The sequence below is a fragment of the Holdemanella sp. MSK.7.32 genome (assembly GCF_024460475.1).
GTDB lineage: Bacteria > Bacillota_I > Bacilli_A > Erysipelotrichales > Erysipelotrichaceae > Holdemanella.
Genome location: NZ_JANFYN010000001.1, coordinates 39,843 through 64,670 on the forward strand (window position 1 = coordinate 39,843; position 24,828 = coordinate 64,670).

Genomic DNA, 24,828 nt, shown 5'->3' on the forward strand with positions numbered 1-24,828 from the left:
CACAATAAAAAAAATAATCCCACCAGCTTAATCGCTGGTGGGAATGATTGCCACTTACGTGGCAAAAACAGAACACTGATACCAAAATTACAGACCGACAAAAGCGGAGCGAAAACCTCTAACATTGTCAGAGTAGGAGCGCGGGTCATGCAAGTCGACAGCGAACACGCCTGCAAGGCTACCATCATCCCAAGAGCCACCACGAAAAGGCAAACGCTCTCCCTTATTTCTCATATAGATATAATCTCCATGATTTGCTTTTGTTCCATCAGGATAAATTGCCAAAGCCTTTAAGATTTCAGGCGGGTTGATACTTCCATCTGCTGTCATATCTTCAAATTGTCCTGCAGCATACGGATCACCATTAGTCTGTTGATGTGCTAGAGTTGTTACTAATTTAGGCATTCCTTTCGATGTGTTTTCAGTACCTGGATCTACTGTATAATCGAACTTTAATGTATTAGCAGATTTTGGCGCAACCAAGTTTCCACTCTTATCAATCGCTTTCCAATGGCTAGAATTTTCAGCCATATTTGCATCACATGCTGCATTATTATCAGCAATAACTTGGATTTCACCATCAACTAATCGAAGTCCTCCAACCCATTCCCATACATTTCCATTCAAATCAAAGATACCTGAATTACTTCCATCATGTGCCCATGTAACTGGGCCTGAACCTGTTCCAACTCTACCTGTTTTTCCATCATATTTATAAGTTTCAACACCTTTTTCATGCGGATATGATACATCGCTTCCGTAATTGTTGTTGCCTCTTGGGAAGTATCCGTTCTTTTTACACCACAAAGCAATCGCAGCCCATTCAGCATTTGTCATTAAATGCCATCCTTTACCTTTGTTTTCACAAGCTTTTCTTGCTGTATCAAAATCAATATAAACTTTTGGATCTTGCATTGGTAAAGAGTATGCTCGATCATTCACTACGATATTTTGATACTTACTAATATAAATTTCATCTTTTTCTACACCATTAACAATAAAGGCTGGATGTACTGAATTAGAACCACCTTCAATTACATCTGAAATTTTAAATTTAGGAATTCTAACCATGATTGACGGATTTCCTAAATCATCAAATAATACTGTATTTTTCCCGCCAGTCGCTGCTTCAACCGCTAACTTGATTGCATCAAAATTTGTCTCCATTATTCTTCTACCCCCCACAATGTAATATCCACTTTTTTAATATCAAAAGGAACTGCTACCTTGTTGAATTTTGTGTGCCCTTCTTCATCCACACCATCTTCTACATATTGATATTCTCTAGCTGAAATGTCGATTTGAGCCACATATTTATTCGCTAGTCCCATGCACAAACATCCAAATTCATCCATACAAATATCGATATGCATTGGATCATCACGTTCATACTTGGCTAGATTCAACATTAATTCATCATTGAAAATGATTTTATTTCCAATGATTTCATAGTCAATCTTTGCTCCTTCGTTCTTATTGATTATCTTTGCACCATTCATTAATATCGTCCTCCTGTTACTTTATATTTTAATTTCACATTTTTTGCACTGCCTTTAAACGCCAATTTAAACCCATTTAACTGTTTGTCAAAAACTTCAATTGTTTCAATATTTCCATCCGTTTCTGACACTTCGATTTGAACCACATAATCAAAATTAGACCTTTTTTCTTTAATCGGAACCGTTATCGAAGCTGATGAAAATGGATATTTATTTGTGTTTTTGATAGTTACCACACCGAATTCACCATGATTTTCTGCAGCTGATCTTTGTAGTTGAAGCATTTCTTGTTGCAAAGCCAGAGCAAGAATCTGATTTGCAAGAATCCCTTCTTCCATGTTGTTATAGTTCTTAGCATTTCTCGGTGTTCCTTGTTGAATTACATCACCTTCTGCACGAACTATATCTGCAGTTCCATCTTTATTGTTTGTAATTCGTCTACGCATTGGATATTGCGTAACGTGATCGAGCCATTTTGTTGCTTTATACAATAATCCCATACTAGCTTACCTCCATAAAATTAATCGTTATCTTTACAATAATTCCTTCATTCAAAGGATTGAATTTAATGTTTTCAGCCTTTTTATAAAATAGATCTCCTGATGTGTCATATAAGGCGATTTCAGATACAGTTACTTCTTGACTGATTGATGGGTTAAGTTGTAAATGCAATACCAACTCCGATTCTTTCTCTTCAATACTGTTAATCGTTGCCTCATAATAGGTGTTTTGGATTTTATACTTTGCTGAAACAATTTCTCTATGTGCATGAGATACCAAACCTTTAAATGCCTTCGTACTAAATGGCATATCCATACCTCCTAATCTTCGCCACAATAATCGCCATCATCGCGGGCAAATAAAAGCGGTGTGGCGTAGTTTTCTATATCCACATTTATTTGTCCGTTCTCTTCATTACCAACGCCCAGCGTTGAAATATGAGGGATTATCCCCGCTTCAAAAGATGTAAAGTCATAATCATATCCATGTGTTTCATGTACCGCGTTAACTTTAATATCTCCATTCTCTACACTTCCTAAAGTAGAAATTATTGGATATTGACCTGTATACACATAAGGGAATGAATGACTTTCATTTCTCGCTTTAATTTGTATTCCTGGTTTTTCTATCTTTCCTATATAGCTTAGTTCAGGTGTTTCTCCACAATAATCAAAATCATTGCCAAGACCACCACATACATCATGAGCTACTTTGTAAATGGTTGAACTGACTTTAATTCCAATTGTCCATTTCCAACACATCATAACTGTAAAAGCAAGATGTGCTGGTTTAATAATTTCCACAGCTGCTTTGATATCTTCGATATTGATTAATTGGTCGTTATCTCTTAAGACATCAATCATAAAAGCATACTTACCGTAGTATTCTTCTATTTCCGTATCGCATCCAGTAATAGATGAAACAACTGTTTTGATGGCATCTACAGTTGAATTTGTTCTTGTATTTAGCTTTGCAAGAATTCTTCCTATTCTTTCTGAATCGGTAAGAGCAGGACTGACATTCAATCCGAACATTTTCTCATATCTTGAAAGGTAGATACTGGCTGTACTGATCGAAGTTTGATTCCGCATCAATTCAATATAGTCAAAGAACTCATCCAGGCCTTTTTGTTCGGCATATAGAAGTTCCTTCATTTCAGGAATATCAAGTATAAATTGAGGAAGATAGTTAACTGAATCAATTCTCATGAAGCGTTATCTCCGATAGAGAAAAGAATTCTGCAGCTTCTGCCATGATGGATTGTTTACCACCGTTAACCGTATAGTCTAATACATCTGAAACTCCTTCAACGTTAAATATCAAGTCGCTTATCTTGAAGTAAGATAATACCTTGCTTTCTTCCTCGTAAGCAATTCCTGTTAGATATTCACGAATAATACGATTGGCTTCTGTTTGCACATCAGTAAGCCTATAACCAGCTGAAACTTTAATTGTGCAATCAATAATAATTTCTTTTGCTTCCGCTTTTGAAACTGTTACTTTAGCACCTATCGGTCTTTGTGTTTCAATGTAGTCAGCAACATTTTTTATCACTGTATCATCAGGTGCAGTTCCGTCCGAAGATAAAATTACGACCTTAACAGTCCCAGCTCCATTCCATAAAGGAATACATCGAGCGTTGCCAACACCTGAAACCTGCTTTGCCCAATATATATAAGAATTGGCATTTCCTGAAGCAATCGGCATTTGTATCTTTTCGTAAATCCTTTTTCGGTAAGAATCATCCGTTTCTTCTTCAGTTCCGCCTTCAAAAGGTTCTTCGTTGGTTACTTTTACACCATCAATTCCTTCAGTGGCCCTAATTCCAGTAATTGCGCCTGCTAGAACGTTTCCAGTAATCCCGAGTTCTGTACATGTTGCTCTCACACTAGTCGTTCCTGAAGAAGAGATGATCGCTTCAAAATCAGTTGTAAACGTGCAGGTGTCTGCCAAAAGGGTCGTTCCTTTTGGAATGATCGTTCCTTGTGCTCCAGTGAATTTAACATAACCACTAGAAGCAGTTGCTGGATTTCTTGCCAATCCATAATCTAATCCTTTTCTATCTAAAAATTCATATTCTGCTGTGTCTAGCATTGCCATATCAATAAAATCAATAATTCGCATATTGATAGCTCTTGCCATTTCCTGTGCTACTGCCTGTATGCTATCCATAGCGAATGAACCTTCGATTTTAGATGCTGGATTATTCAAGTATGATTTAATACGACTTTTGATTTCTTCAGCAGTGTATTCGCCATTACTCATAGCATCTATCACTTCTTGATAATTCCTTTTCATTATCCAACACCTTCTTTCATTATCTGTTCATAACGCATTTGTCCATATATAGAAATTACAGTAAATCGAATCAATACTTCCGAGCCTTTGACTTCAAATTCAAAACCATTCAATTCTTGAATATAAGAGTTATACATTAATGCTTCTGTAATATATCTTTTCAGTTCAAGAAGCATGACTTCTTGGTCTATTGCTTGAGAAATCATAGAAAACATCTCATTTCCATAATCTTCCGTATAAGCAAGATGCTGATAGCGTGGAGTCATCAATGCCTTGTATATCCAAACTTTCAAAGCCTCATTTCGATATACATAATAGTTTTGTCCTGCACTGTTTGTTAGAAGGCAGTTATTCTTGAAATCAAACGCATACTCGCATAATTCTTCTAATTTATCACTCTCAATAACATCTTCGTACTTGCTTGTATCAATAAAAGGAAAGATTGAATTGTTCATGCAACCTTCGTAACTCTTTCCAATACATAAAAGGAAACACCATCTAAAAGAACGATAACAGTATCACCAGCATTTAATAGGTCAGCTTTAAACATCTTTCTTGTAAAGCTAAGTAAACTGCTAGGAACATAATTGTGATTCATATCCCAAGTAATATTGGAATCTATTGCTTTTGATGATGTTTTTAAAAATGAATTATTGACATAAATATGTTCAGTAATTATTTGATCATACAGTTTTAGCTTGAACGGACTAGTACTGACTACTTTAGCAACATATAGATTGTTGTTATTTTGACATTTACTCTTTAGTGCGTTCACTAAATTCACTATTTTTCTATCTGTTTTTTTCATAGGTGCTCCTTTCTAGGATGTAGGAAGTTCCTTTTCATCCATCATATTTTCAAATGCTAATGTGAGTGACATTTCGTGTTTCCCATTCATAAATGTATGAGAATCGCTCTCAATATAAAAAAGACCATATAGCCCAGATTTACTTTCTTGTACCGCCACTGAATATCCTGATATCGCACGAACATCCCCTAAAGCTAGAGTAGAACCATTTTTGTCAATTCCATGCATGAGAGCTTTTGCCTCAACGTTGGAATCTTTTCCATCTTGTGTTTTATAAACCTTTTGAATTGTTCCATACTTATTCATAGAGTCAATATCTTCTAATGTTCTGATGGCATTCCCTTCTTTATCGGTAATCACCACTTTATTGACTACATTTTCAGAAGTCACTGAATAAGTGCTATCTTCAAGATTGTAAGTACCTTCTAAAACAACATTTGAATACTGACCTTTTTGAATGATATTCAATTTGTTTATATCTTTCATGATAGGGATATAAACATTTCCAGTCTGATAGCCTGCTTGCGTATAAGCAATCATTATCGCTTCATAAGCTGTTTTACCAAGACAAGGATAATAAACCTTAACGTTTGTTGAAGCTAAACTTCCGACTGGAATGTTGAGATCGTTGCAAATAGATCTTGTGATTGCTTCAGGAGTTGAATTGAATATCTTAGATATTTCTGATTTGTTTACATAGAACAGTAAATCGTACGCTAGAAAAGTAAAACTTTTATCTGCTGCTTTTTTATCTTTTTTATGAATGACTCCACCAAAGATGGCTTTTCCTGTATCGTCTTTAAAGATGATGTCATCTCCTTCGTTGATAGAAACTGCTGGCATCAACTTATCTATGTCGTTTTGATAAATTACAAAATTGAGCTTTCTAGATACTTCTTTCGTATCGCCTGACCATGTTATCTCCCTAACAAGCTCAATGATATCTTTTCCACCTGTTAATAATTGCATTATGGAATCGTTATGCTCGTACCTGGAAAAATCCAGTGTCCGTTTTGCGAGCTTCTAAACCCTCGGCTTCGGGCTACAGACTCTATAGTTCCTTTGTTAGCGTTATATATCTTTGAATATTGAGCGCCATTACCATAGTATCTTGTAGCAATTGCCCATAAAGTATCACCACTTTTGATTGTGTATGATCTTCCTGCAGATGCACCACCTGATGGTTTTGCTTTTGAGGGAGCAGAGGGAGCAGTTGGTGCAGGTCTTCTTTGAATAGAACTTTTCACTTTGGTCGAAACTTTAACCGTTGGGACGTTTAAAGTCTTATATTCAACCAACTCAATACTGTAATAAATATCATCATCTCCTTCACGATGTGTTGTCGTGAAGTTGTTGATTGCCATGGCTAGATCGATATCCATATCTGATATGATCAAGCGAACAATCATGTTTTTATCTTTCCACTTTTTAATAAGAGCCTTGCACTCCTGTGGTGTCCTAACCCCTCCATATCTTTTATAAAAAGGTGAACTTTCAGAAGGGAAGAAGCTCTCAAGCGTTGTCGTTATCAAGCCTCTGTTCCCTAAAAGAAGTGCAGTTCCCACTTCCAACAAATTAATCTGCTGGTTATTTTGCATATCGGTAAAAACAATAGAAGCTGGATTTACTGATAGCTTTAAAAATTCCTGTCGGTTATTCACATTCAATTCAATTATTCTTCTTTTCATGCAAATCTCCTTCCTATAAATTCTCAACAACTTCTAAAATCTTATCAGCAACTTCTTCAGCAATATCATCAATATCATCTTTTTCTTTGACTATGATACTGTCAGCAAGTTTCGCAATCGTAATGACTACTGATAAAGTCTTTCCACTAGAAGCTGGAGATATAGTGTTTCCATTAGTCATCGGTATATCTTTACCTACAGTAGGCAATTGGATACTGAATCCAGCCATCCTACTCATAATCTGACCTGCTAACTGACCAATCCAACCTGTATTTCTTTCAAGAGGCATAACCACTTCTTTACCAGCTTCACCAATGACCGCTGTTGTTGCCTCGTTGACAACACCACCTTTGGCAAGGTATGGGATTTGCCCTAAGTTTAATCCCCAGTGTTGACCACCAACACCTGGAACCCAGGCAGGGATATCAACTGAAATACTATTAATTGCTCTAATTGCTCCATTGATAATCGCAATGACTGCATTCATAGGAGCTTTACAAATTTCAGCAATTCCACCAAAGATTGATGCAAAGGCATTTACGACACCTTGCCAGCTTCCTGTCCAAATAGCACTGATCAGATCAAGTCCACCTTGAATCACCGAACTAATACCTGATATCGCATTCGTTACAACCTCACTGATTCCTGCGAATGTATCTGAAATAATAGGTGCTATCGCTACGATAACATCTGCAATCATTGAAAAAGCAGTTCCAAGTGGAGGCAATACAGTTGTGACTATGTTTCCGATTGTTGTAACGAGAGTAGAAAAAATTGGCTGAACTGCAGGTAAGATACGAGCAATCGCTTGAATAATCTGGTCAATTATCGGTGTTGCCTTGATTACTACATTTTGTATCGTAGTAACAATCGTTCCACCAAAAGCCATAATTGGTGGCAGCATCTGCTGAACTCCTAAAATAATTGATTGGATTGCAGGCATCATCATTTTGAAACCATTGATAAACGATGGCATGATTGATGATATATATTGAATTCCTTTTCCAAGGCCTTCACCAAACTTTACCCCGAACTCCTGGACATAAGGCATTGCTTTATCAATCAAACCAATAATGTTTGTAAAGACTGGTTTTAGTTGTTCTACAATATTCAATCCAAAATCAGCAACTCCTGACTTTAACTTACCAGTAATTGTAGATAATAACCCTGTACCAGTTGTAGCTAGTTTGGCTGCAGCACCTCCATAGAAGTCTTCTAAATCTTTGGAAACACCCTCAAATCCTTTTTGTTTAAATTCATCAGCCGATACTTTAAAGCCAAATTCCTTTAAACGTTCCATTTCTCCAAGTTTCGCATCGGCTAAGGCTTCCATAGCATCGCTGACTGATTTCGTTCCACCTGAAGCAGCCGCCATATCTTCTGCCAACCGAACCAAGGACATTGCTGACTTCGTGTTCCCCTGTGTAATCGCTACTGCGCGACTTCCTGCTTGAATGACTTCGCCAGTTTCGAATGGTGTCGCATTGGCATTTTGTCTTAACTGCTCAGTAAATGTTTTTGCAGCTTCTTTTATCTGTGATTCACCATAGTCTTTATTGGTCGCTCCGATAAAATGTTCAATGCTGACTTGTTGATTTTCTAAAGTCATTCCTGATTTGACAGCAGCCCCAAGTGCAGCAGCTGTGCCTGTAGCTACTACTGTAACAGGAACAACTAATTTCTTACCTATTTGAGCCAAACTCTTCATAGCAGAAGATATACCACTAGCTGTTTTATTGACTGCTGTTATCGTTGCTTTGTAGGCTTTTTGGGTTACCGTCTTTAAAGCAAGCTTGATTGGAGACAACTTGCTGGTTATCATGTCCTTCAATAACACTGCTGGTCTTGCAACTGTTTTTGAAAGCCACTTTGTTTCTGCTTTGATTTTACTAGCCTTTGAAGTGAAGTTATCCTTAATCCTGACGATAGGGGATACTGCTTTATTTTTTAGATCATCAAACAATTTGATTGTAGATTTCAGTTTTGATAATGCATGATCTCTAATTTTAACAATCGGCGCAACTGCCATTGTTGATAGTTTTAACATCCTTTTATAAATACTATTTAACTTGATTAAAGCTGCATTATCTTCCAAATGAAGCCTCGCTTTTAGGTTATTCTTAAATTCATTTGCTTTGGATTGCATGGCTCGAATTGATTTCATGGCTGATGTTGTCTCAATAGCTGGTTTATATTTATGATCCCATGCTTTTTTCAACTCATCTCTTGTTGACTTGACTTCGTCCTTGAAGGTCTTATGCTCGTCTTTTAACTTTTTAAGCGTTCCTATACCTTCATCTGAAATCTTAATCTTTTCAACAATTGCCATTCTTGCCACCCCCAATCTTAATCTGCGCTGCTTTTTGCATATCTTCTATTGCGACATCCATAGAAGCTTTATAAAAAAGTTTGTAGTAATTCGGCAATTCTACAAACTCCTCTATTTTCCACCCCAATTGAACATAATGATGTAGCAGATTAAAATCACCATTAGTTCGAATTAGTTTTTTAAGTTTTCTAATCCTTTGTCAACGACTGTAACTTTGTTTTTACTTAGTACACCTGATTTTTCCATGATGATCATTGCAGCTTCCGTAATTTCGTGTCGTTCAAACATTTCCATTACTTCCATAGGATGAACAATATCACCAGCTTCTTTTAAGGTTTGGCCCAATTTTTTCAATGATGGTTCAACTGAAGCAATATACATAGCATATTTATCTGCTCCGTTTGGATCATCACTTTCATACGCCAAGCAATCATTGATTTCAGCATCGGATAAAGTTCTGAATTTAATTTCCAACGGTTGTCCTTCACCATTTTCATCTTCTAGCTTTTCAAAAGAAGGGAAGCTTAATGTGTATTGCACGAATGATTTTTTTCTTTTCATGGCTGCTGAAGCTTTCGCAGCAAATATTTCTAATGTTGATTTCTTTTCCATGTAAATCCTCCTTATCGTTTGATCGTATCTAAGTTAACTGCATCGCTTGGTGTAAAGCCTCCAGTTAATTCTTCTTCAATAAGCGCTCCTTTTTCGGCAACGAATAATGGAATATCATTCCACCATACATTATCGAATGACCAGCGTTCTTGTTGAGCATCCACTGCATCAGGGTCTGCTAACTTTGCAATTACTTGAGAACGTACATCCTTACCTTGAACATAATTTTTCATAACGTCATTGTAATTGCTGTATGTTTTGTTAATTGTGATTGAGATTTCTCCTTTGAGTCCTGTCATCTTGCTATCGATATCAATACCCATCTGAACTTCTTCTCGATTAGCTGATACTTTCGCTTCAATTTTCTTAAATTCGATAATTGGAACACCATCTACCCAAATTTCACCCCATGTACCTGAAAGGACTTTGTTTCCTCTTATACTCATCATCGTATCCTCCTATTCCTACATATTGATTTCCATTTTTAAATCTTCCATTGCATCAACAAACTTGATTGCTGCAGTTAAAAAAACCATACTTCCTGTATTGGCCTGTAAAATTTCAATATCACTCATAGCTTCAGTATCTTCTCCTTGACTTAATAAATAACTGCGTTGATCTTCAAGCGAAATTGCACAACTGTTATTGTAAGTGCGATCCAATACATCTCCTTCCATGCTTTTGAAATATGTAACAATCGCTGCTACGAGGTTTTGCTTATTGTCGTAATCATTAATAACCTTACCGACATACTTTTCTTCAAATGTAGTCTTGATATCTTGATAGACGGTATCTTTACTTTCAATAACCTTAATCTTTTTAAGATCTTCATTGTTCCCTGAAGTATAACTATTGATACCTCTTGCGATTTTGTATTTTTCTCCATCGAATAAAATAACTAGTTCACCTTTATTGACTAATTCTTCAGGATTACTAGGAATGTCAGCTGAGATAATATCTGTTAGAACATAGTATGTTAAACTGCGGGATAAACTTAGTCCTGCAACAATACCTGCAATACGAGCACAATATTCAGCAGCTGTTAGCTTCACTTCATTTCCTGTGATTGTTGAAACAATATTCCCAGTTGTGAAATTAATAATCCCTTCGCAATCCGCAGCATGATTGGCAAGTACTGCTTTAAATGTTTTCTTGTTATTAGTTCTTTGCTCTTTAATCCATGAACTAATAACTGGAGTGCTTTCTTCATTTGCGGATGGGACAACTAAATAGTTCCATTTATAGTTTTCTAAAACTTTTAATGCCTTACTATAGTTGTTGTCTTCTTCTGGAATTACTGCAACCATGACTTTGTATGGTGCTCCATCAAAAATCAATTTCAAATATCGATAGTTCTTCTCGCTCATTTTTTCAAATTCTACATCACTCAAACTTTTATAAATACTAAATGGAATCGCACCTGCAGTATTGTCTTTTAGAATGACTGCAACAACTCCACGTTCGCTTCGTTGAATAATAGATTGAGCTTTGCTTTTAAACTCAATCAAAATTTGTGGTAAATTCATAAAATTTAATCCTCCTGTACAAAGTTAATGTTTAGATTTTCTGCAAGTACACCTTGCTCGTTATAATCAATCGCAATCACATCTCTAAACCTCAATGTGAAAGTGTAATGTCCTATGTTGTCCACGATTTTAAAAGAACTGTTTTCAATTGTGATTGAGCGTTTGCCAATTTGAACATAAGGCAGAAAGTTTTGATCCATTGCTTCCATCCAATCATAGAAAGTATTGCTATCTGCTTTATCATTGATATAAGCAATATCTACAAACAACGCTCTATCTCTTAAATACTTTCCAAATAGCGCTGTACTGATTGGAATCAAAGAAACATGGAAATACTTATAAATTTGGTTTTCTTCAACACTTGAATCTGTTTTGCTGACATTTGTAAAAAATACATCAATGTTTTCCGCTTTTTTTAAAAGGCTGGTTATGGTTGTTTTAATTTCTGTAATCTTAATCATTTAGATCATGCTTATTTATAAAATCACTCAACCAGTCTCTTAAATAAGAAGGTAACTGTATTTTTAAAAGTTCAACTGATATCTCCATCATATGAGCTCCTTCAACAAAACCACCGCTTTTTGTTCTATGTCCATACTCGACAGGTTCAGCATACTCAACATTGTTATATACCTCGATGAAATAGTTGTTCCCTCGTTTGACCAGTTCTCCGACAAACCAATTACCTTGAAGATGGCTCGTGTCGACTGGAGTAGCATCTGCAGTAGCAGTTTGAAGATCGGTTGCAACTTGAATGACCATCCTTTCAAACTCGTATGGATAATCATGCGAAATAATCTTTGCAAGTTTCTTTTCAAATTCATCTAAACCTTCAATTACAATATCTGATTGACTCATGCTGTATTCTTACCCTCCAAGACTGGAAGCTCTGCATGACTTGGTAAAGTATATTGCTTTCCAGCCACCAATACATAGCGTGCGCCTTCGTGTGTGCAAACGATTGTGTCATTCTTTTCAACACTTATTTTTGGATCATAAAACAACTTATAATCACTTTCGATTTTAACGTTTACATCATTCTTATTTGACTTGCCATTAGAAAAGCTAGACAAGGCGCATGGTATATCATCATATATTTTTTTGCCATCTAGGCCTTTATAAAAGACACTTTCGCCAGTCGGTAAAGTGTCTTTAAAAGGTCGATAAACGCTCATTTTATCATAATAAGTTAATGCTAGAATTTCAGCTTCACTCATCATTAGGATCTCTTGGAAGCCTCATTCTTTTAAAGTGGACTAATTGACATGAATAATCTTTCATAAAGTCAATTGCATTGTTATAGGCTGAAGCAGGATCTTTGTAGGTAATGCTTGTATCACCTCGACTTACGCTGGCAACTTCCTTGTTATCGGTAGCAATAACTTTGTCAGCCATCAGCATTTCTTCAGTGATTTCTGCTACAACTGATTCCAGTGCTTCAGGTAAATCATTACGATTGCAATGCGCTAAAACCTTTAATCTAACACGGTTTGCATATCGTGCGATAATCGGTTCTAACTGTTCTTTTTGTTCATCACTAAGATTTCTTATCTTTGGATGCTCTAGAACTTCCTTCAGTATCCTTGTCATTTGTTCCATCTGTAGAGCCTCCTTTTTCAAGTTCATTAATCTTCTTTTTCAAAGAAGTGTTTTCTTCTGATAGTTTTTTGATTTCACCATCTTTTTTAGAAATTTCTTTTTTTAATTCTTCCAGTTCACTTCCAGGCTTTTCAGTGCCTAAACCAATTACTGTTCCTTTTGTTTCCATATCTTGTTCTCCTATTCAGAATCGTGTGAGCAATAAACTCCAGCTAATTTATTTTCATAAACGTGTGCGTATAAGTTGTTGTTTCGATAATCCCACTTATGAGAATCGCCATTCTGGTTTTCATCAGGTGAAAAATACTTGATCCATTGTTCCATCGCTGATACTGCTGCTGATTTTTCAACCACAACGAAGTTTACGTTTTTACCAGTTGTTGGTGTTTTCTTATAACCATACTCAGTTTTACCATCTGCCAATGTGATTTGAGTGTACATTCTAGATTGTGGCATTTTGATAATTGTTGAGAACTTATCTAAAATCTTTTTAGATTTGGTTGTATCCATATCTTCAATCAATGAAAGGTAAGAACCGACAATGAACAGGATACGTGATTCTTCAGGCACTTCATCGTTATCCATTTTGTCCGATGCTGCTCTTAATGCTTTAACAACAGCTGCTCCGTCAGCTAATTTTTCTTCTTTTACTGTAATACCAGTAGTTCCACAAATTTTAGCAATACGAGCTGCATCCGTTTCAGGAATAACCTTTGTACGAATGAATTCGCTTAATAGTTTAGATGCAGGAATTTCTAATGCTTCTTCGTTATCCATTCGGTCGATGTTTAACTCTTGAGAACGTTCTTTGTCATATTTGACTGTTTCCCAAGCAAATTTTGTTCCTCCTTTTGTATAACCCGATTTACGGTCATAGTCACCAAGTGCATCCATGTCAATTTTTGCAACCTTGATTTCACCATGTGCTCCTTTTAAAACAGTGGTTTCATCACCTTCAAGGATAGAAGTCTTAGCTTCCTGTTTATAAAGTTCATCCATCAAAGGTGCAAATAAAGTAGCATAATCAATTACATTTTCCATTTTTCTTTCCTCCTATTACTTAATTCCCATATATTTTCTGATTTTATTTTGTTTATCCTGCATATCATTGATTGCGGCATTTGAATGAAGTCCTTCAGGTGTCTTACCTTTTAACTTCTCTTTAATTCCATTTTCAAGACACTCACTATAAGTTTTAATAATATAATCCAACGATGCTTCAGCAGTTTCTTTTGTTGAATAGTTAATAATATCTGCCAATTTTACTGGTAAACCAGCTTCATCTAATTTTTTGATTGCATCGTTTTTAGAATTGTTGACCATAATCTCATGTTCCAACGCCTGAATCTTCTTGTCTTTTTCAGCATCTTCTTCTGCTTTTAATTCTTCAGGCGTCAAGGATGCTTTTCTTTCTTTTTCAGCCTGTGCTTTTTTATATTCTTCAATAGCATCTGCTTTCGCTTTTTCAATGGCTGCATCCATATCTTCCTTTGATAAAGCGCCTTCTTGAGCCTCATCCTCCTTTGGTTCTTCAGCAGTTGGTTCTGCTTCAACTGTTGTTTCTACCTCCGATGGTTCTTCATCACTCTTTTTGCCAAAAACAACTTCTTTGATTTTTTCTCCGATTGTTTTTTCTTGTTTTGTTTCTTGAGCTTCTTCCATTTTGTTTTCCTCCTTTAACCACTCTCTATAACAAAGCCTTATTTCGCTTTATTACCATTTTTAACAAATCTTTCTTTCCATTTTTGATAGTTGATATTCTTTTCCAACGGAACGACATTTCGTTCTTGATCAAAAATACTCATTGCGTGAACTGCGATTACTCGGCATTTGCAATTCGGATGCATTGGTGGACAATTGACACCGACTGTTGCATCTTCGATTTTGAACTTTTTACCATTTAATGGTTTACATTTCGGACATCCAGCGCCACGGTACATATATTCATCAATCTTCATTTTTTTATATGACATCAATTGCGCTTGTTGAGCAAAATACTTTGCTTCTGTTCTAACCACACGCTCCGTAACATATTTACCTTTGCCAAGAACATCATCAATTCGCTTTGTCATCTTCTGAATAGAACTTCCATCCACGAATCCCGTTGCCAGTTCTTTTCTTAAGGTTTCGGTCAATTTGTCAATGTTATCCCAAATGGTTTTGGAATACACTTTCGTTGACCATGGGTATTCAAGAACACTTTTAACCAGGTGAGGATTAAATCTTGCCACATTAAATCCCAAGCCGACTGTTTTTTGAACAGAATAGAAACCACGATAATAGTTGTTGACAAGTACGATGCCAAGATGCTTTTTAATACTTCTTGTGGTTTTATTAGCTAAATTCATCATTTCTTTATCAATCTGCGAAAGCAGTTCTTCCTTTCTTGAAAGGCTGGTCTTAGCTGATAAAGTATTTAATTCCATTAACATCTTTGTTCCATCAGCTTCTTTTTCTATTTGTTCAATGTATTCTTCAATACTTTTTTTCCATTTAGTAAATTCTTTGCTGCTTAGTAGTCCTTTTGCTTCCTCGATAGATATTTCATTGTTTTCGGCAAATCGAATCAAGGATCGTTGAATATCTGCTTTTAAGCGTTCAGCTGCTTCATCATAGACATCCAGTAGATCTTCTACAATGTCATCTATTTCTTCTAGCTCATCCAATAGACAATCTTTAGCGATTGCTAACTGTTTTTCTTTTTCGGTCTTATTCATCCAATTCATCCTCGCTTAGCTTAAATGCCTTGACAAGATTTTGATAAACCCCCTGTTTTACCTCTTCATCTTCATTTTCTTCTTTGATGTTTTCTAATTCTTCCTGAACATTTTCGATATCGTCCAACTTAGAAAGTAGTGTTTGATGAGAAATGAACGGTGAAATCATTTGAGCAATTTGAGCGTTCTCTAGCTTGTTTTGAGGTCGATTTCGATTAAATACGACATTGATATCTCGATAGTCATAATTGCCGCCGAATAAATTCAAAATATTGGTAATCAATTCGATCCTTCTTTGTAGCGATTTTTTAAATTTTCTTTCCTTGATTGCAACAACTTGATCCATTGACCACATCTTGTAAGAAATAGCCACGCCTGAAAGATTAGATGCAAAAGCATTATCTGTCATATTCGGAACTGAACTAAACAAATGCATGTCACTTACTAGGCGGTTCTTATAGTTTTCTAAAGCTGTATCATTAATTTCTTTTAACATCCAAGATACATCACCGCCATCGTCAAGAATGATTGCTCCTTTTTTACGCATTTCTTGAATGTCAGTTGTTGTTACATCTCCAAGCTTAGAAATCTTCATCAACGCCTCATCGTTATATTGGAATAAATTTGCTGTATTCGATTGGACTGTGTTATAGGCATCCACAATACTGATGATGCCTTCAAAATCACCAATTCGCTCTTCATTGTTGACAAACTCAACTACTGGAACATCTTTCCAGTAATGATCAACAATATCTTTCAACTGTAAGCTTCCACCAGCTCTTGACTCAAAATACCAGGTGCTTTCACTTGTGCTGAATTCCAACTTCAATATTTCGACCTTTCGCTTGGTATATGAACGAATAATACGAATAAAACCTAAATAGTTATCTTCGCCACCTGAATCACGAATCAAGATACCTTCGTTCGCTGGCACTTTGGTAAAACGAATATTGGCATCTTCGTCAATATATAAAATTTCAAAGCAATCGCCATGAATGGATGCTTTTTTAGCAATTTCTGTGTTTTCGTCCTGTTCATCGTTGTATTCAAGTACATTCTGTATCTTTTCCATATACTCATCATTCTGTGAGTTGTATTTGATAGGATCTCCAACAAAATAACCAACCATACTATCAGTAATGTACTTACACATGTTGTTGACAATCTTATTATTGGGATCGTTTGCGTTGTATTTTTGCTTGTACACGATTTTATGCTTCCCAGCATAGTAGTTATCAAGAGTTCTATATGTACTGTTTAAATATCGGTTTTCCATATAGATTCTTTTGATATCATTTTCATCCAAAGAGTTAAAACTCTCTTTATCCATATAAATTACTGCCATTTTCTATCCTCCAAAAAGCGAACGGTCTAATATTCTGAATCTCTTTCCTTTTTTAGCAATCGTTCGTGCCATTTCCAATGCATCAGGTGCATCATCATGGCTTGCCATAGGGAAATGCTTAAGCTGTTCTAAAAGCAATTTGTGTCTACGATTGAACTTGATGTATTTATTCTTGATATCAGGTTGCAGTGATTGAATACGCAGCACCTTGTCACCAGTCGAATTGATTTCTTCGATCGGCAAGTAAAGACCCGCTTTGGCAGAAGCTTTAGAAATTTCCTCTTTCAAGAACCATTGGAACTGTACAGTTTCACATCCAAGTTTTTTAAAGCCTTTGCCATAAGTTTTTCTAAGCCATCTTTCTTTTTCGAGCACATCGTTAATGATGCGATCAGGATGTCTACGCATCACATCGGCATCAATTACATACATATATCCAGTTGCCTTTTGTTTGGCGATAGTGATAATGGCTGAATAGTCTGATTTCTTATTCTTACCAAGCGATGGATCTACTGCTCCATAGAATTCAAAATCCTTCGAATTAAAGTTCATTTCAAATTCGTTGTAGTAATCAAACCATTCTTCCTGGAATAAGCAATCATCAGGGCTGATTGGTTCATTCTGTAATTCAGAATTAAATGAAGCATCGCCTTCAGATACCTTGATGCACATAAGGTTGTAATAGGAAAGTTTGTCTTCCCATAACACTTTTGTACCTTCCAGCATTTCTTTTTTATGTTGTTCAAAGAAATGCAACGCTTTAGCTTCATGTTCAGGTTCATCAAGGTCGGTATATATCTTTTCCCATTCATCCCATAGATCAACTGCAGATGAAAAAGAAAGGACTGCTTGATATTTAATGCTTTTATAGCTTGGATTTTTCAACACATTAGCAAGCAACGAATCATAATGAAGCATTGTTCCAATATAAATAATATCGGTGTAATCATCACCAGCTTTCGATACTGCCTTATAAAACCAGTCGGATAGTTTCTTTCGCTGGTCAACCGTTCTTACATTTTCATCATTCTCAATATCATCAAGAACCAATAAATCAGGCCTCCAATTCTTGTGCTTTCTACCACGAATCTTTTTGCCTGAACCAATAGCTTCAATTTTTATGTTTGTCTTTGTTAATAAAACGTTCGAACGCCATACCTTACCATCTAGTTTTCCGAAATCTTCGATGATATGTTCATTTTCTTCCATCTCGGTTTTAATGGAATCTAAGAAACTCTCAGCCTGTTCTGAACTATCGGACAAGATAATGATGTAGTGCTTATACTCATATAACGCTGCATGAAGTGATCCTTTGAATGTAAGGTTCGTTGATTTAGCATGACCACGAGGGGCAGCAATCGCTCTTTTACAGCCTGCCATTCTGCTTATCTTCTTTTGAACGCTTTTTGAAAGTGGTACTTCGTCTTTCATAACGCCATGCTTCCAAATATTGTCGAGTTCTTCGTGGAAGCGTGGAGACTTCCTGACAAAGTAATGAGGGAGGTAGGCTCTTCCAAAAAATTCCATATCAAACGAAGCTAATTTTTTTCGTATACCATTCTTGCCAGTTAAGGGAGCTCCTCTTTCAAAATCATCAAGAAGTTGTTTTCTTAAAAGGTTGTTGTCCTTTTTTAAAAACTCTTTTAAAAGGTCGTTCAAATAAACTTTATATTCTTGCGTATCATATGCTTCGCTATCGGCAATTTGATTTTCAGCTTCTAAAATTCCATCCAAAAGCATGTCTAAACTTCTTTTTTTGAGTCTTCCCATCCTATCATCTCCTTTCGCCTTATAAAAAAATCGCTATAAAGCGATTTTAAGCGTTGTTTTTGCTTGTACCCCACAATTACTCAACTTTATGCCTAATTCGTTTTTTAAAGGGGTTTTTGCGCGAATTAAAAGGTAATGCGCCCTTTACGAACATTAGAGTGTGCTTCGCCATCCCAGATATTTTATTTTCTAGGATAGTTCATGCTATTTAACCACCAATTTCCGCTTACAGGACGAATCAACCGTTTGTTTCTGTTGGCTTTGTAGTGTCAATCACATTCAAACTCAACGTGATTTCTTTAATTTCATTACATACAGTAATTTCAAATGTTGCTTTTCTTTGTCTTTTATTAAAACTTTTTATTCTGCTTTTAAATTTTAAAAGGATACCTTTTAAAATGATGACATTTCCATCTTCATCTACCGTTACCTCAGTTGGTTCTAATGGATGACCATCGTTGTTTAAAATTTTTACCCATTCTTCTTCCAGGAAGGTAAGAGTGGATGGGGAAGTTTTGTCCCCCAAGAAACGTTGAACCCCATTAATACCTTTGATTTTGTAAAAGTCTTCGGCTTTGAATTCGGTTTGTACGAAAACATAGTTAGGAAATAATATGTATTCTCTTTGCATCCAAGCGCCTCCTGAACGAATCAAGCGACTTTCTCTTGGAACAAGAGCTTGATACCCAGCCAACTCTAATTGCTTCTGTATTTGAAGCTCTTGGCTTCCTTTCACTTGTATCACGCACCACATATCTATCCCTCCATTTCTTCTGTTTTCTTTGTGTTTAAATACTGGACAAGTTCCTTGTATAGCTCAGGTTTTTCCTTCGCCATGGAAGAGAACAGTAATGTTTTAAATTCTTCAATCGCTGCATCCTTAACATCTTGGTTTTGGATTTCAACTCTTTTCTTATAAGCAGTCGCACGAATAAGTGCATTTGACTCCTTCATAAGTTTCGCTAAATCTACTTCATCCCAATCTTCTTCTTTCGTGCTTGCTAAGCGATTAAACACGTTTCCTGATGTGATACGAATGATTGCTTCTGCCATATCTAAATCAGGATTACGATCCAATTCTTCTTTTACTAACTTGAAGTTCTGATGTGTCATCTTCAATGCTTCCATATTGGCATTGAACGAACGAGCATATCTACACACACTAGCTACTGATACCGATTGTTCATTTGCTTTTAGAAACTCTACAATTTCAGTATAAGTTGCATCAGACTGAAGCATAGTTTCAACTACAGATTTAAGATCTTCAGGCAAGTTGTCAATCTTACTGTGTTTCCGATTGGCCATAGGTTTAAACCTCGATCATATCGTCTACAATGTTTCTTGCTAAAAGCTTTATTCCTTTGCTAGTAAGTTTAGCTTCAAGGTTTCTGTAGTTGACATCCTGAGATAGCTCCAACACTTCATTTCTTGTAGCGATATCTCTTAAACGAATATATTTTTCTTCAGTCAAATAGTTGATGCAGTCTAAAAACTCCCATTTTTCAACTCCATCCATTTCTAACACTGTTTCAACGCTTTTAAGTTCGTTGTACTTGTATCTAAGAACATTAATCGTTCTTAACACACGACCATTGTTGCTGATAAAGTTTGCAGCTTCTAGTCGCTTCTTTAATGTTTCTTTATCTGCCATTTCTATACCCTCTCTTTCAATAGTAATTTATAGATTTCATCTAGTTTATTTTCTGTTTTTCGTTGTTCACGAATAAAGTCTTCTTTCGTTAAGAACTGTTTTTGTGCTTCTTTTAAATCGTTTCTGAATTCTTTGACCGATTCTTTGAATTCGGTTTTAGGTGTGTAGTCAGTTTTAATATCTTGAATATCTTTCTTGACTTCTTTAATGATCTTTTCATGAGCAACTTCGGTAAGATAATCTTTTTCAATCTCTTGTATTTTTAAATCTGTTTTATCAATCTTGTCCATGGTCTTTTTTAAAAAGTAAGTGATAATTGTAATTACTGTACCAATTGCCAATTCTAAAAAATAATCCATTTCTATACCTCCTTGCTCGTTATTACAAGGCAAATTTTAGATAAAAAAAAGAAAGTGGTAAAATAAACTACTTTATAGTTAAACTTTACTACTTTCTTTAAATTTTCTATAAATCAAACAATGTGACTTGTCCTTCGTATGGATCGATTTTTTTGTTTTTGAACAAATCGCCGATGATTGTTCGTATCTGTATTTCTGATAAGCCATACTTCAATGCGAGTGCTTTGATATCCCCATTTTTTTCATACTCAATGCGTATTTTCTCGTTACGTTTTCTTCGCTCGATTTCACTGAACTTAGGAATATAAATGCTTGTTCCTGCATAATAGTGAATCAACCTCTTATAGGCTTCTAAACCAATGACTTCAACGACTTGTAACTGTTCTTCATTTAAATCATCTAATGTTACATCTGCACTTTCTGTCATTAATTCATCCATTTTCTTTCAGCCGTCCTAACGTAGTTTTTTAAAATTTCAATCAGTTTGTTTCCATCATCTCTTGAAAGACGATTAAATATGCGTTGTGGGGTTGATTTTACTTGGAACTGTCTTTCTATAATACCCGCCAATCTTTCGCCTACAGGAGCATTATTTGGTTCTCTATCCAAAGATTGAAGCTCATACATCAATGACCAGCACTTTTTCTTTTGTCCTGCTGTCATAACTTCATCAATCTTATTATTCTGTTGTTTTTCCAAGTAGGCGATGATTTCATTGGCTTCACGATAAGTTAGTTCTTTAGTTGAATGTTTACCTGCCTGACTAAAAATAATCATATGCAAGATGTCATTATCTTTATCTTGGCGGTCAACATATCCTAATGCATTTGCAATAGCATATATTTTTTTGGTTTGCCAGCTCTCAACAGTTTTCATAAGATTGCTCCTTTCCGTTATTCCGCTTCTAGCGTTACCTTGATTGAATCTTCAACAATCAATGAACTCTTGATTTTAGCGACTGCTTCTTCAACCGTTCCTTCAAATCCTGAAGCTTCAATAATTCTCAAGATATTTTGATAAGCCATAACATCCTGTACAAGAAAAGCATAATCACTCGCTTCTTTTTCACTAAGGTCAGTGTACTTCAGGATGTTCTTTTGATCTTGTTTGTATTTTCCTTTTAACCGTTTCATAAGAAGCGTTTGTTTCTTCTGATCAGGAGTCATATGAGTGACAACATTGGATAATGTATCTTCAATATAATCTCCCTTAAACATATTTGCCAACATTGTTTTTGCAACATCGGTCAATGAAAACTTTGTTTCTTCTTTAATAAAATCAGGAACAGTCTTTCCTAAAACCTCTTTGATAACGACCCACGAAATTGGTTTGACTGTTGCTGCATTTTGTACGATGACTTTAGCACCATTATTTCCATAGATTTCTACGGTTTTTAGTTTTGTATCCTGCAAATCTTTTTCGGCGTATTCTTCAAAATCAGCCTTTAAATTTTCCATTTCATTTTTGATGCCAGCCAATTGTGCATCTAGCTCTGCATAACGATCCACTTTCTCTCTAATTTCCATGTTCGCTACCTCCAGCGAATTTACTAGCACATGTAGTGCATAATTCTACATTATTAAATACTTTTACATGTTCAGCCGTTCCACAACACATGCATGTAGGGATATGCTTTTTGATGAGAAGGCTATTGTCTTCCGTTTGAACGATTTCTACTGCTGCACCTTTTGGAATGTTCATCTGATGTCTAATCTGTGCAGGAATCGTAATTCCACCAGTTCTAGAAATCTTTTTAAATAGTTTGTTTTCCATCTGTTTTTCCTCCTTTGCTTTCCTATGCTCCACTCTGCATTATCCGAGGGCTTGTGACCTCCGTTGGCTGCATTAGAGCAATGGGTTATTTATCCCCAGTGCATTTTTTGTATTCATCTTCTGTAATCGGATAGGCTTCTTTAACATATAAAGAAAAGTAAGCCATAAACTCTTCCGCTGTTAGCTCTTCATCAACCTCGACAAATCGCTTTTCACCGTTCAGATTCTTGATCACAAAATACTGTGATTTCATATTGAGTACCTCCTATCAGTTCTTTTGCTTTTAATACTTTTTTAGAGTAGTCTGTTTCATAAATGCCTTGTTCCCATAACTTTTGAGCTCCTGCAACACCAATGTTATAAGCCATAAGCATTTGATGTTCGCTTTCGTTCCATTTCAGCTTGCTTAATAAGAAGATGCCAGCCTTAGCGCCTTGGTATGGATCAAGCATATTTGTTAGTCCTAACTCTCTTTCTACCTCTTCAAAATTGACTTTATTGACTTGCATAAGTCCAAAATCATCTGTGCATGATATAAGTTCTGGATTGAAATTACTTTCTACTTTCATAATCGCAAGTACTAATTTCATATCTAATCCTGCATCTATGCATTCTTGTCTTATATAATCTTGCAAATCCATATCAAGAGGGACATTGTAGTATGTTTGAGTTTTCAATATCTCAACTTTTTTAGGTTCAACCCTTTGAGTTTTAATTTCTATTGATTTATCCACTGGCGCAATTGCCAAGGCATATATCTTATTCGCTACTATGATAGTGATTATTATTGAAACCATCAGAAGAGATCTTTTCATTGCTCCATCCTCTTGCATTTACTCATTTCTTTTTGAAGTCTTCTTTTGTGTTTTAACAGATCTCTTTTTCTCATTGGTGAAGAAGTGCTTTGTAAATCTACTTCGCAGTTTTTAAGTTTGTTTAAAACCTCTTTTTTATCCATGTTAAACTCCTATTTCATCGTCACTTTCTCTTATTTTTTCTAGATCTTGATACATAAGAAGTACGCTTAAGTATGCAATTGAACCTAACAAGGTTGATGTAAGGACTTTTGGCTTTGACTTTAGATATTGCATTTGCGTATTGAAATGTATGTTGCTTTCGTATAAGTGCTTGTATCTAGGGTTTTTAGTTACTTTTTCAAAGAATTCTTGTCCAGTCATACTATTTTTCGTTTCTAGCTTCCAATATTGCCTGAAGCGTTCTTTTTTCCTTTTCATACTCGTGTACTAAACTCCAATCACAAGCATCCCATCGGTCTTTCATATCGATATAGAACAACTCTCTGTCAATCCATTCAATTCTTCTTTTGATTTCTTCGTTGGTCATATTCTGATATTCCATTTTTATCACCTCACAATTCCCATACAGGCTTAAGAACTTCAATGATCTGTTCATATGTCATCTTATTATCGTTCTCTTGAAATTTTTGATCCAACACCATCGCACATTTTTTAAGTTTTAAAATACCAAGATCTTCTTTACTTACACTCCCATATCGACCTGAATTCGTCATCATTCCTAAAACGATCATGAATGTATTCAGTTTCGCATAATCTCCTAAGTGGTAATCTTTCCATTCATCACAAACTTCTTGAGCGAACTTCTTTCTGTTTAGTCTTGGCTTATCAGGTGGAAGAATCCCTTTTTCCTGCAAATTCTTTTTGATACGTTTTCTTTCGTCTTTTTCACGATTGGTCATACGTTTATATTTCTTCGTTGCCATATACTCCTCCTACTTTAAGAACTAGTTTCCATATCTTCTTTTATCGTCATGTTTTTTCAACTTGCATACTAATTCAAAAGTCGTTTGTATCTTTTCTGCATTAAACAATGCATCTTCTTTGATTCGATAAACATATAGATATCGTCTGTCATCTCGGATATAAACTGTTTTCGTTGCCAACTTTAACAATTCTTCAGCAAGATAAGTATCACCAAACCAATGCAATGAGCCGACCATAGTGATAACTCTAGCTTCAAAGTATAGAGAATCTTTTTCTAATCTCATTAGCTTCACCTCCTCACTCTGCATTATTCGAGGGCTTGTGACCTCCGTTGGCTGCATTAAGGAGGACTTTATTCGTCCTCAGTTTTGAATGTGTGTGTGCATTGGCAATTTAGCGTTTGTTTGCCTTCTAAATAGGCTTTTTTAATTCTAATCTCTAGATCTTCAGCCATAATAGATGCAGTTACAATCACAAGAATCAATAGAATAGATGCGAATAACAAACAGTCTTGTATGCTTAGCTTAGAAGTCACTTGACTAAGCAAAACACCCAAAATCACTCCGAATACAACGCTAATCAATGTCTTTTTAATTTTTCTCTTTCCCACT

At 35.7% G+C, this 24,828-nt stretch carries 39 protein-coding genes; all 39 read right to left on the reverse strand.

Annotation, left to right across the window (positions count from 1 at the left end):
- Positions 1–87 precede the first annotated feature (87 nt).
- Positions 88–1,167: an SUMF1/EgtB/PvdO family nonheme iron enzyme gene (locus NE544_RS00210; protein WP_256267917.1), complete on the reverse strand. Its 1,080-nt coding sequence runs from the start codon at positions 1,165–1,167 to the stop codon at positions 88–90.
- Positions 1,167–1,499 carry a hypothetical protein gene (locus NE544_RS00215; RefSeq protein WP_256267918.1) on the reverse strand — a complete coding sequence of 111 codons (333 nt, stop codon included), beginning with the start codon at positions 1,497–1,499 and terminating at the stop codon, positions 1,167–1,169. Before NE544_RS00215 ends, NE544_RS00210 begins: the two co-directional genes overlap by 1 nt.
- Positions 1,499–1,999: a hypothetical protein gene (locus tag NE544_RS00220; protein WP_256267919.1), complete on the reverse strand. Its 501-nt coding sequence runs from the start codon at positions 1,997–1,999 to the stop codon at positions 1,499–1,501. Before NE544_RS00220 ends, NE544_RS00215 begins: the two co-directional genes overlap by 1 nt.
- Position 2,000: 1 nt before the next feature.
- On the reverse strand, positions 2,001–2,309 hold the full coding sequence (locus NE544_RS00225; RefSeq protein ID WP_256267920.1) for a hypothetical protein: 309 nt from the start codon (positions 2,307–2,309) through the stop codon (positions 2,001–2,003).
- Positions 2,310–2,320: 11 nt separating this feature from the next.
- The gene (locus tag NE544_RS00230; RefSeq protein ID WP_256267921.1) at positions 2,321–3,208 is read right to left on the reverse strand and encodes a putative phage tail protein; all 888 of its coding nucleotides are present in this window, start codon (positions 3,206–3,208) and stop codon (positions 2,321–2,323) included.
- Positions 3,198–4,298 (reverse strand): baseplate J/gp47 family protein, encoded by a 1,101-nt coding sequence (locus NE544_RS00235; RefSeq protein ID WP_256267922.1) that lies wholly within the window; start codon positions 4,296–4,298, stop codon positions 3,198–3,200. Before NE544_RS00235 ends, NE544_RS00230 begins: the two co-directional genes overlap by 11 nt.
- Positions 4,298–4,753: a DUF2634 domain-containing protein gene (locus tag NE544_RS00240; RefSeq protein WP_256267923.1), complete on the reverse strand. Its 456-nt coding sequence runs from the start codon at positions 4,751–4,753 to the stop codon at positions 4,298–4,300. Before NE544_RS00240 ends, NE544_RS00235 begins: the two co-directional genes overlap by 1 nt.
- Positions 4,750–5,106, reverse strand: coding sequence for a DUF2577 family protein (locus tag NE544_RS00245; RefSeq protein WP_256267924.1), 357 nt, complete (start codon positions 5,104–5,106; stop codon positions 4,750–4,752). Before NE544_RS00245 ends, NE544_RS00240 begins: the two co-directional genes overlap by 4 nt.
- A 12-nt stretch (positions 5,107–5,118) precedes the next feature.
- Positions 5,119–6,075, reverse strand: a complete 957-nt coding sequence (locus NE544_RS00250) for a hypothetical protein (RefSeq protein WP_256267925.1) — start codon at positions 6,073–6,075, stop codon at positions 5,119–5,121.
- A complete protein-coding gene (locus tag NE544_RS00255) occupies positions 6,075–6,794 on the reverse strand; it encodes a LysM peptidoglycan-binding domain-containing protein (RefSeq protein WP_256267926.1) in 720 nt (239 codons plus the stop codon). Before NE544_RS00255 ends, NE544_RS00250 begins: the two co-directional genes overlap by 1 nt.
- 13 nt (positions 6,795–6,807) lie before the next feature.
- Positions 6,808–9,123: a hypothetical protein gene (locus tag NE544_RS00260; RefSeq protein WP_256267927.1), complete on the reverse strand. Its 2,316-nt coding sequence runs from the start codon at positions 9,121–9,123 to the stop codon at positions 6,808–6,810.
- 171 nt (positions 9,124–9,294) lie between these two features.
- A complete protein-coding gene (locus NE544_RS00265) occupies positions 9,295–9,735 on the reverse strand; it encodes a hypothetical protein (protein WP_256267928.1) in 441 nt (146 codons plus the stop codon).
- A gap of 11 nt (positions 9,736–9,746) precedes the next feature.
- Complete coding sequence (locus NE544_RS00270; protein WP_256267929.1) at positions 9,747–10,184, reverse strand: phage tail tube protein; 438 nt, start codon at positions 10,182–10,184, stop codon at positions 9,747–9,749.
- 15 nt (positions 10,185–10,199) lie between these two features.
- On the reverse strand, positions 10,200–11,261 hold the full coding sequence (locus NE544_RS00275; protein WP_256267930.1) for a phage tail sheath subtilisin-like domain-containing protein: 1,062 nt from the start codon (positions 11,259–11,261) through the stop codon (positions 10,200–10,202).
- A gap of 5 nt (positions 11,262–11,266) precedes the next feature.
- Positions 11,267–11,722 carry a DUF6838 family protein gene (locus tag NE544_RS00280; protein ID WP_256267931.1) on the reverse strand — a complete coding sequence of 152 codons (456 nt, stop codon included), beginning with the start codon at positions 11,720–11,722 and terminating at the stop codon, positions 11,267–11,269.
- On the reverse strand, positions 11,715–12,119 hold the full coding sequence (locus NE544_RS00285; RefSeq protein WP_256267932.1) for an HK97 gp10 family phage protein: 405 nt from the start codon (positions 12,117–12,119) through the stop codon (positions 11,715–11,717). Before NE544_RS00285 ends, NE544_RS00280 begins: the two co-directional genes overlap by 8 nt.
- Positions 12,116–12,478: a hypothetical protein gene (locus tag NE544_RS00290; protein WP_256267933.1), complete on the reverse strand. Its 363-nt coding sequence runs from the start codon at positions 12,476–12,478 to the stop codon at positions 12,116–12,118. Before NE544_RS00290 ends, NE544_RS00285 begins: the two co-directional genes overlap by 4 nt.
- Positions 12,471–12,860, reverse strand: a complete 390-nt coding sequence (locus tag NE544_RS00295; protein ID WP_256267934.1) for a hypothetical protein — start codon at positions 12,858–12,860, stop codon at positions 12,471–12,473. The genes NE544_RS00290 and NE544_RS00295 overlap by 8 nt, the downstream gene beginning before the upstream one ends.
- Complete coding sequence (locus NE544_RS00300; protein ID WP_256267935.1) at positions 12,799–13,029, reverse strand: hypothetical protein; 231 nt, start codon at positions 13,027–13,029, stop codon at positions 12,799–12,801. Before NE544_RS00300 ends, NE544_RS00295 begins: the two co-directional genes overlap by 62 nt.
- Positions 13,030–13,040: 11 nt before the next feature.
- Positions 13,041–13,901: a hypothetical protein gene (locus NE544_RS00305; protein WP_256267936.1), complete on the reverse strand. Its 861-nt coding sequence runs from the start codon at positions 13,899–13,901 to the stop codon at positions 13,041–13,043.
- A gap of 15 nt (positions 13,902–13,916) precedes the next feature.
- On the reverse strand, positions 13,917–14,522 hold the full coding sequence (locus NE544_RS00310; RefSeq protein WP_256267937.1) for a DUF4355 domain-containing protein: 606 nt from the start codon (positions 14,520–14,522) through the stop codon (positions 13,917–13,919).
- Between the two features lie 38 nt (positions 14,523–14,560).
- Positions 14,561–15,577, reverse strand: a complete 1,017-nt coding sequence (locus NE544_RS00315) for a minor capsid protein (RefSeq protein WP_256267938.1) — start codon at positions 15,575–15,577, stop codon at positions 14,561–14,563.
- Positions 15,570–16,922 carry a phage portal protein gene (locus NE544_RS00320; protein ID WP_256267939.1) on the reverse strand — a complete coding sequence of 451 codons (1,353 nt, stop codon included), beginning with the start codon at positions 16,920–16,922 and terminating at the stop codon, positions 15,570–15,572. The genes NE544_RS00315 and NE544_RS00320 overlap by 8 nt, the downstream gene beginning before the upstream one ends.
- Positions 16,923–16,925: 3 nt before the next feature.
- Positions 16,926–18,692, reverse strand: coding sequence for a phage terminase large subunit (gene terL / locus NE544_RS00325; protein WP_256267940.1), 1,767 nt, complete (start codon positions 18,690–18,692; stop codon positions 16,926–16,928).
- Between the two features lie 238 nt (positions 18,693–18,930).
- Complete coding sequence (locus tag NE544_RS00330; RefSeq protein ID WP_256267941.1) at positions 18,931–19,446, reverse strand: transcription termination/antitermination NusG family protein; 516 nt, start codon at positions 19,444–19,446, stop codon at positions 18,931–18,933.
- A gap of 2 nt (positions 19,447–19,448) precedes the next feature.
- Positions 19,449–19,997 (reverse strand): phage protein Gp27 family protein, encoded by a 549-nt coding sequence (locus NE544_RS00335; RefSeq protein WP_256267942.1) that lies wholly within the window; start codon positions 19,995–19,997, stop codon positions 19,449–19,451.
- A gap of 4 nt (positions 19,998–20,001) precedes the next feature.
- Entirely contained in the window at positions 20,002–20,343 is a 342-nt protein-coding gene (locus tag NE544_RS00340) for a hypothetical protein (protein ID WP_256267943.1), read from the reverse strand.
- 2 nt (positions 20,344–20,345) lie between these two features.
- Positions 20,346–20,702 carry a hypothetical protein gene (locus NE544_RS00345; protein WP_256267944.1) on the reverse strand — a complete coding sequence of 119 codons (357 nt, stop codon included), beginning with the start codon at positions 20,700–20,702 and terminating at the stop codon, positions 20,346–20,348.
- A 106-nt stretch (positions 20,703–20,808) separates the two neighbouring features.
- Entirely contained in the window at positions 20,809–21,141 is a 333-nt protein-coding gene (locus NE544_RS00350; RefSeq protein ID WP_256267945.1) for a Mor transcription activator family protein, read from the reverse strand.
- A complete protein-coding gene (locus NE544_RS00355; protein ID WP_256267946.1) occupies positions 21,129–21,578 on the reverse strand; it encodes a regulatory protein GemA in 450 nt (149 codons plus the stop codon). Before NE544_RS00355 ends, NE544_RS00350 begins: the two co-directional genes overlap by 13 nt.
- A 17-nt stretch (positions 21,579–21,595) precedes the next feature.
- On the reverse strand, positions 21,596–22,228 hold the full coding sequence (locus NE544_RS00360; RefSeq protein WP_256267947.1) for a hypothetical protein: 633 nt from the start codon (positions 22,226–22,228) through the stop codon (positions 21,596–21,598).
- Positions 22,218–22,475 carry an AbrB/MazE/SpoVT family DNA-binding domain-containing protein gene (locus NE544_RS00365; protein ID WP_256267948.1) on the reverse strand — a complete coding sequence of 86 codons (258 nt, stop codon included), beginning with the start codon at positions 22,473–22,475 and terminating at the stop codon, positions 22,218–22,220. Before NE544_RS00365 ends, NE544_RS00360 begins: the two co-directional genes overlap by 11 nt.
- Positions 22,476–22,560: 85 nt before the next feature.
- Positions 22,561–22,728, reverse strand: coding sequence for a hypothetical protein (locus NE544_RS00370; RefSeq protein WP_256267949.1), 168 nt, complete (start codon positions 22,726–22,728; stop codon positions 22,561–22,563).
- Complete coding sequence (locus tag NE544_RS00375) at positions 22,688–23,290, reverse strand: transglycosylase SLT domain-containing protein (protein WP_256267950.1); 603 nt, start codon at positions 23,288–23,290, stop codon at positions 22,688–22,690. Before NE544_RS00375 ends, NE544_RS00370 begins: the two co-directional genes overlap by 41 nt.
- Positions 23,287–23,433, reverse strand: a complete 147-nt coding sequence (locus tag NE544_RS00380; protein WP_256267951.1) for a hypothetical protein — start codon at positions 23,431–23,433, stop codon at positions 23,287–23,289. The genes NE544_RS00375 and NE544_RS00380 overlap by 4 nt, the downstream gene beginning before the upstream one ends.
- A gap of 221 nt (positions 23,434–23,654) precedes the next feature.
- Positions 23,655–23,834: a hypothetical protein gene (locus NE544_RS00385; protein WP_256267952.1), complete on the reverse strand. Its 180-nt coding sequence runs from the start codon at positions 23,832–23,834 to the stop codon at positions 23,655–23,657.
- Between the two features lie 10 nt (positions 23,835–23,844).
- Positions 23,845–24,216: a hypothetical protein gene (locus tag NE544_RS00390; RefSeq protein WP_256267953.1), complete on the reverse strand. Its 372-nt coding sequence runs from the start codon at positions 24,214–24,216 to the stop codon at positions 23,845–23,847.
- 21 nt (positions 24,217–24,237) lie between these two features.
- Positions 24,238–24,501 carry a hypothetical protein gene (locus NE544_RS00395; protein ID WP_256267954.1) on the reverse strand — a complete coding sequence of 88 codons (264 nt, stop codon included), beginning with the start codon at positions 24,499–24,501 and terminating at the stop codon, positions 24,238–24,240.
- 68 nt (positions 24,502–24,569) lie between these two features.
- Positions 24,570–24,827 (reverse strand): hypothetical protein, encoded by a 258-nt coding sequence (locus NE544_RS00400; RefSeq protein ID WP_256267955.1) that lies wholly within the window; start codon positions 24,825–24,827, stop codon positions 24,570–24,572.
- Between the last annotated feature and the right edge of the window lies 1 nt (position 24,828).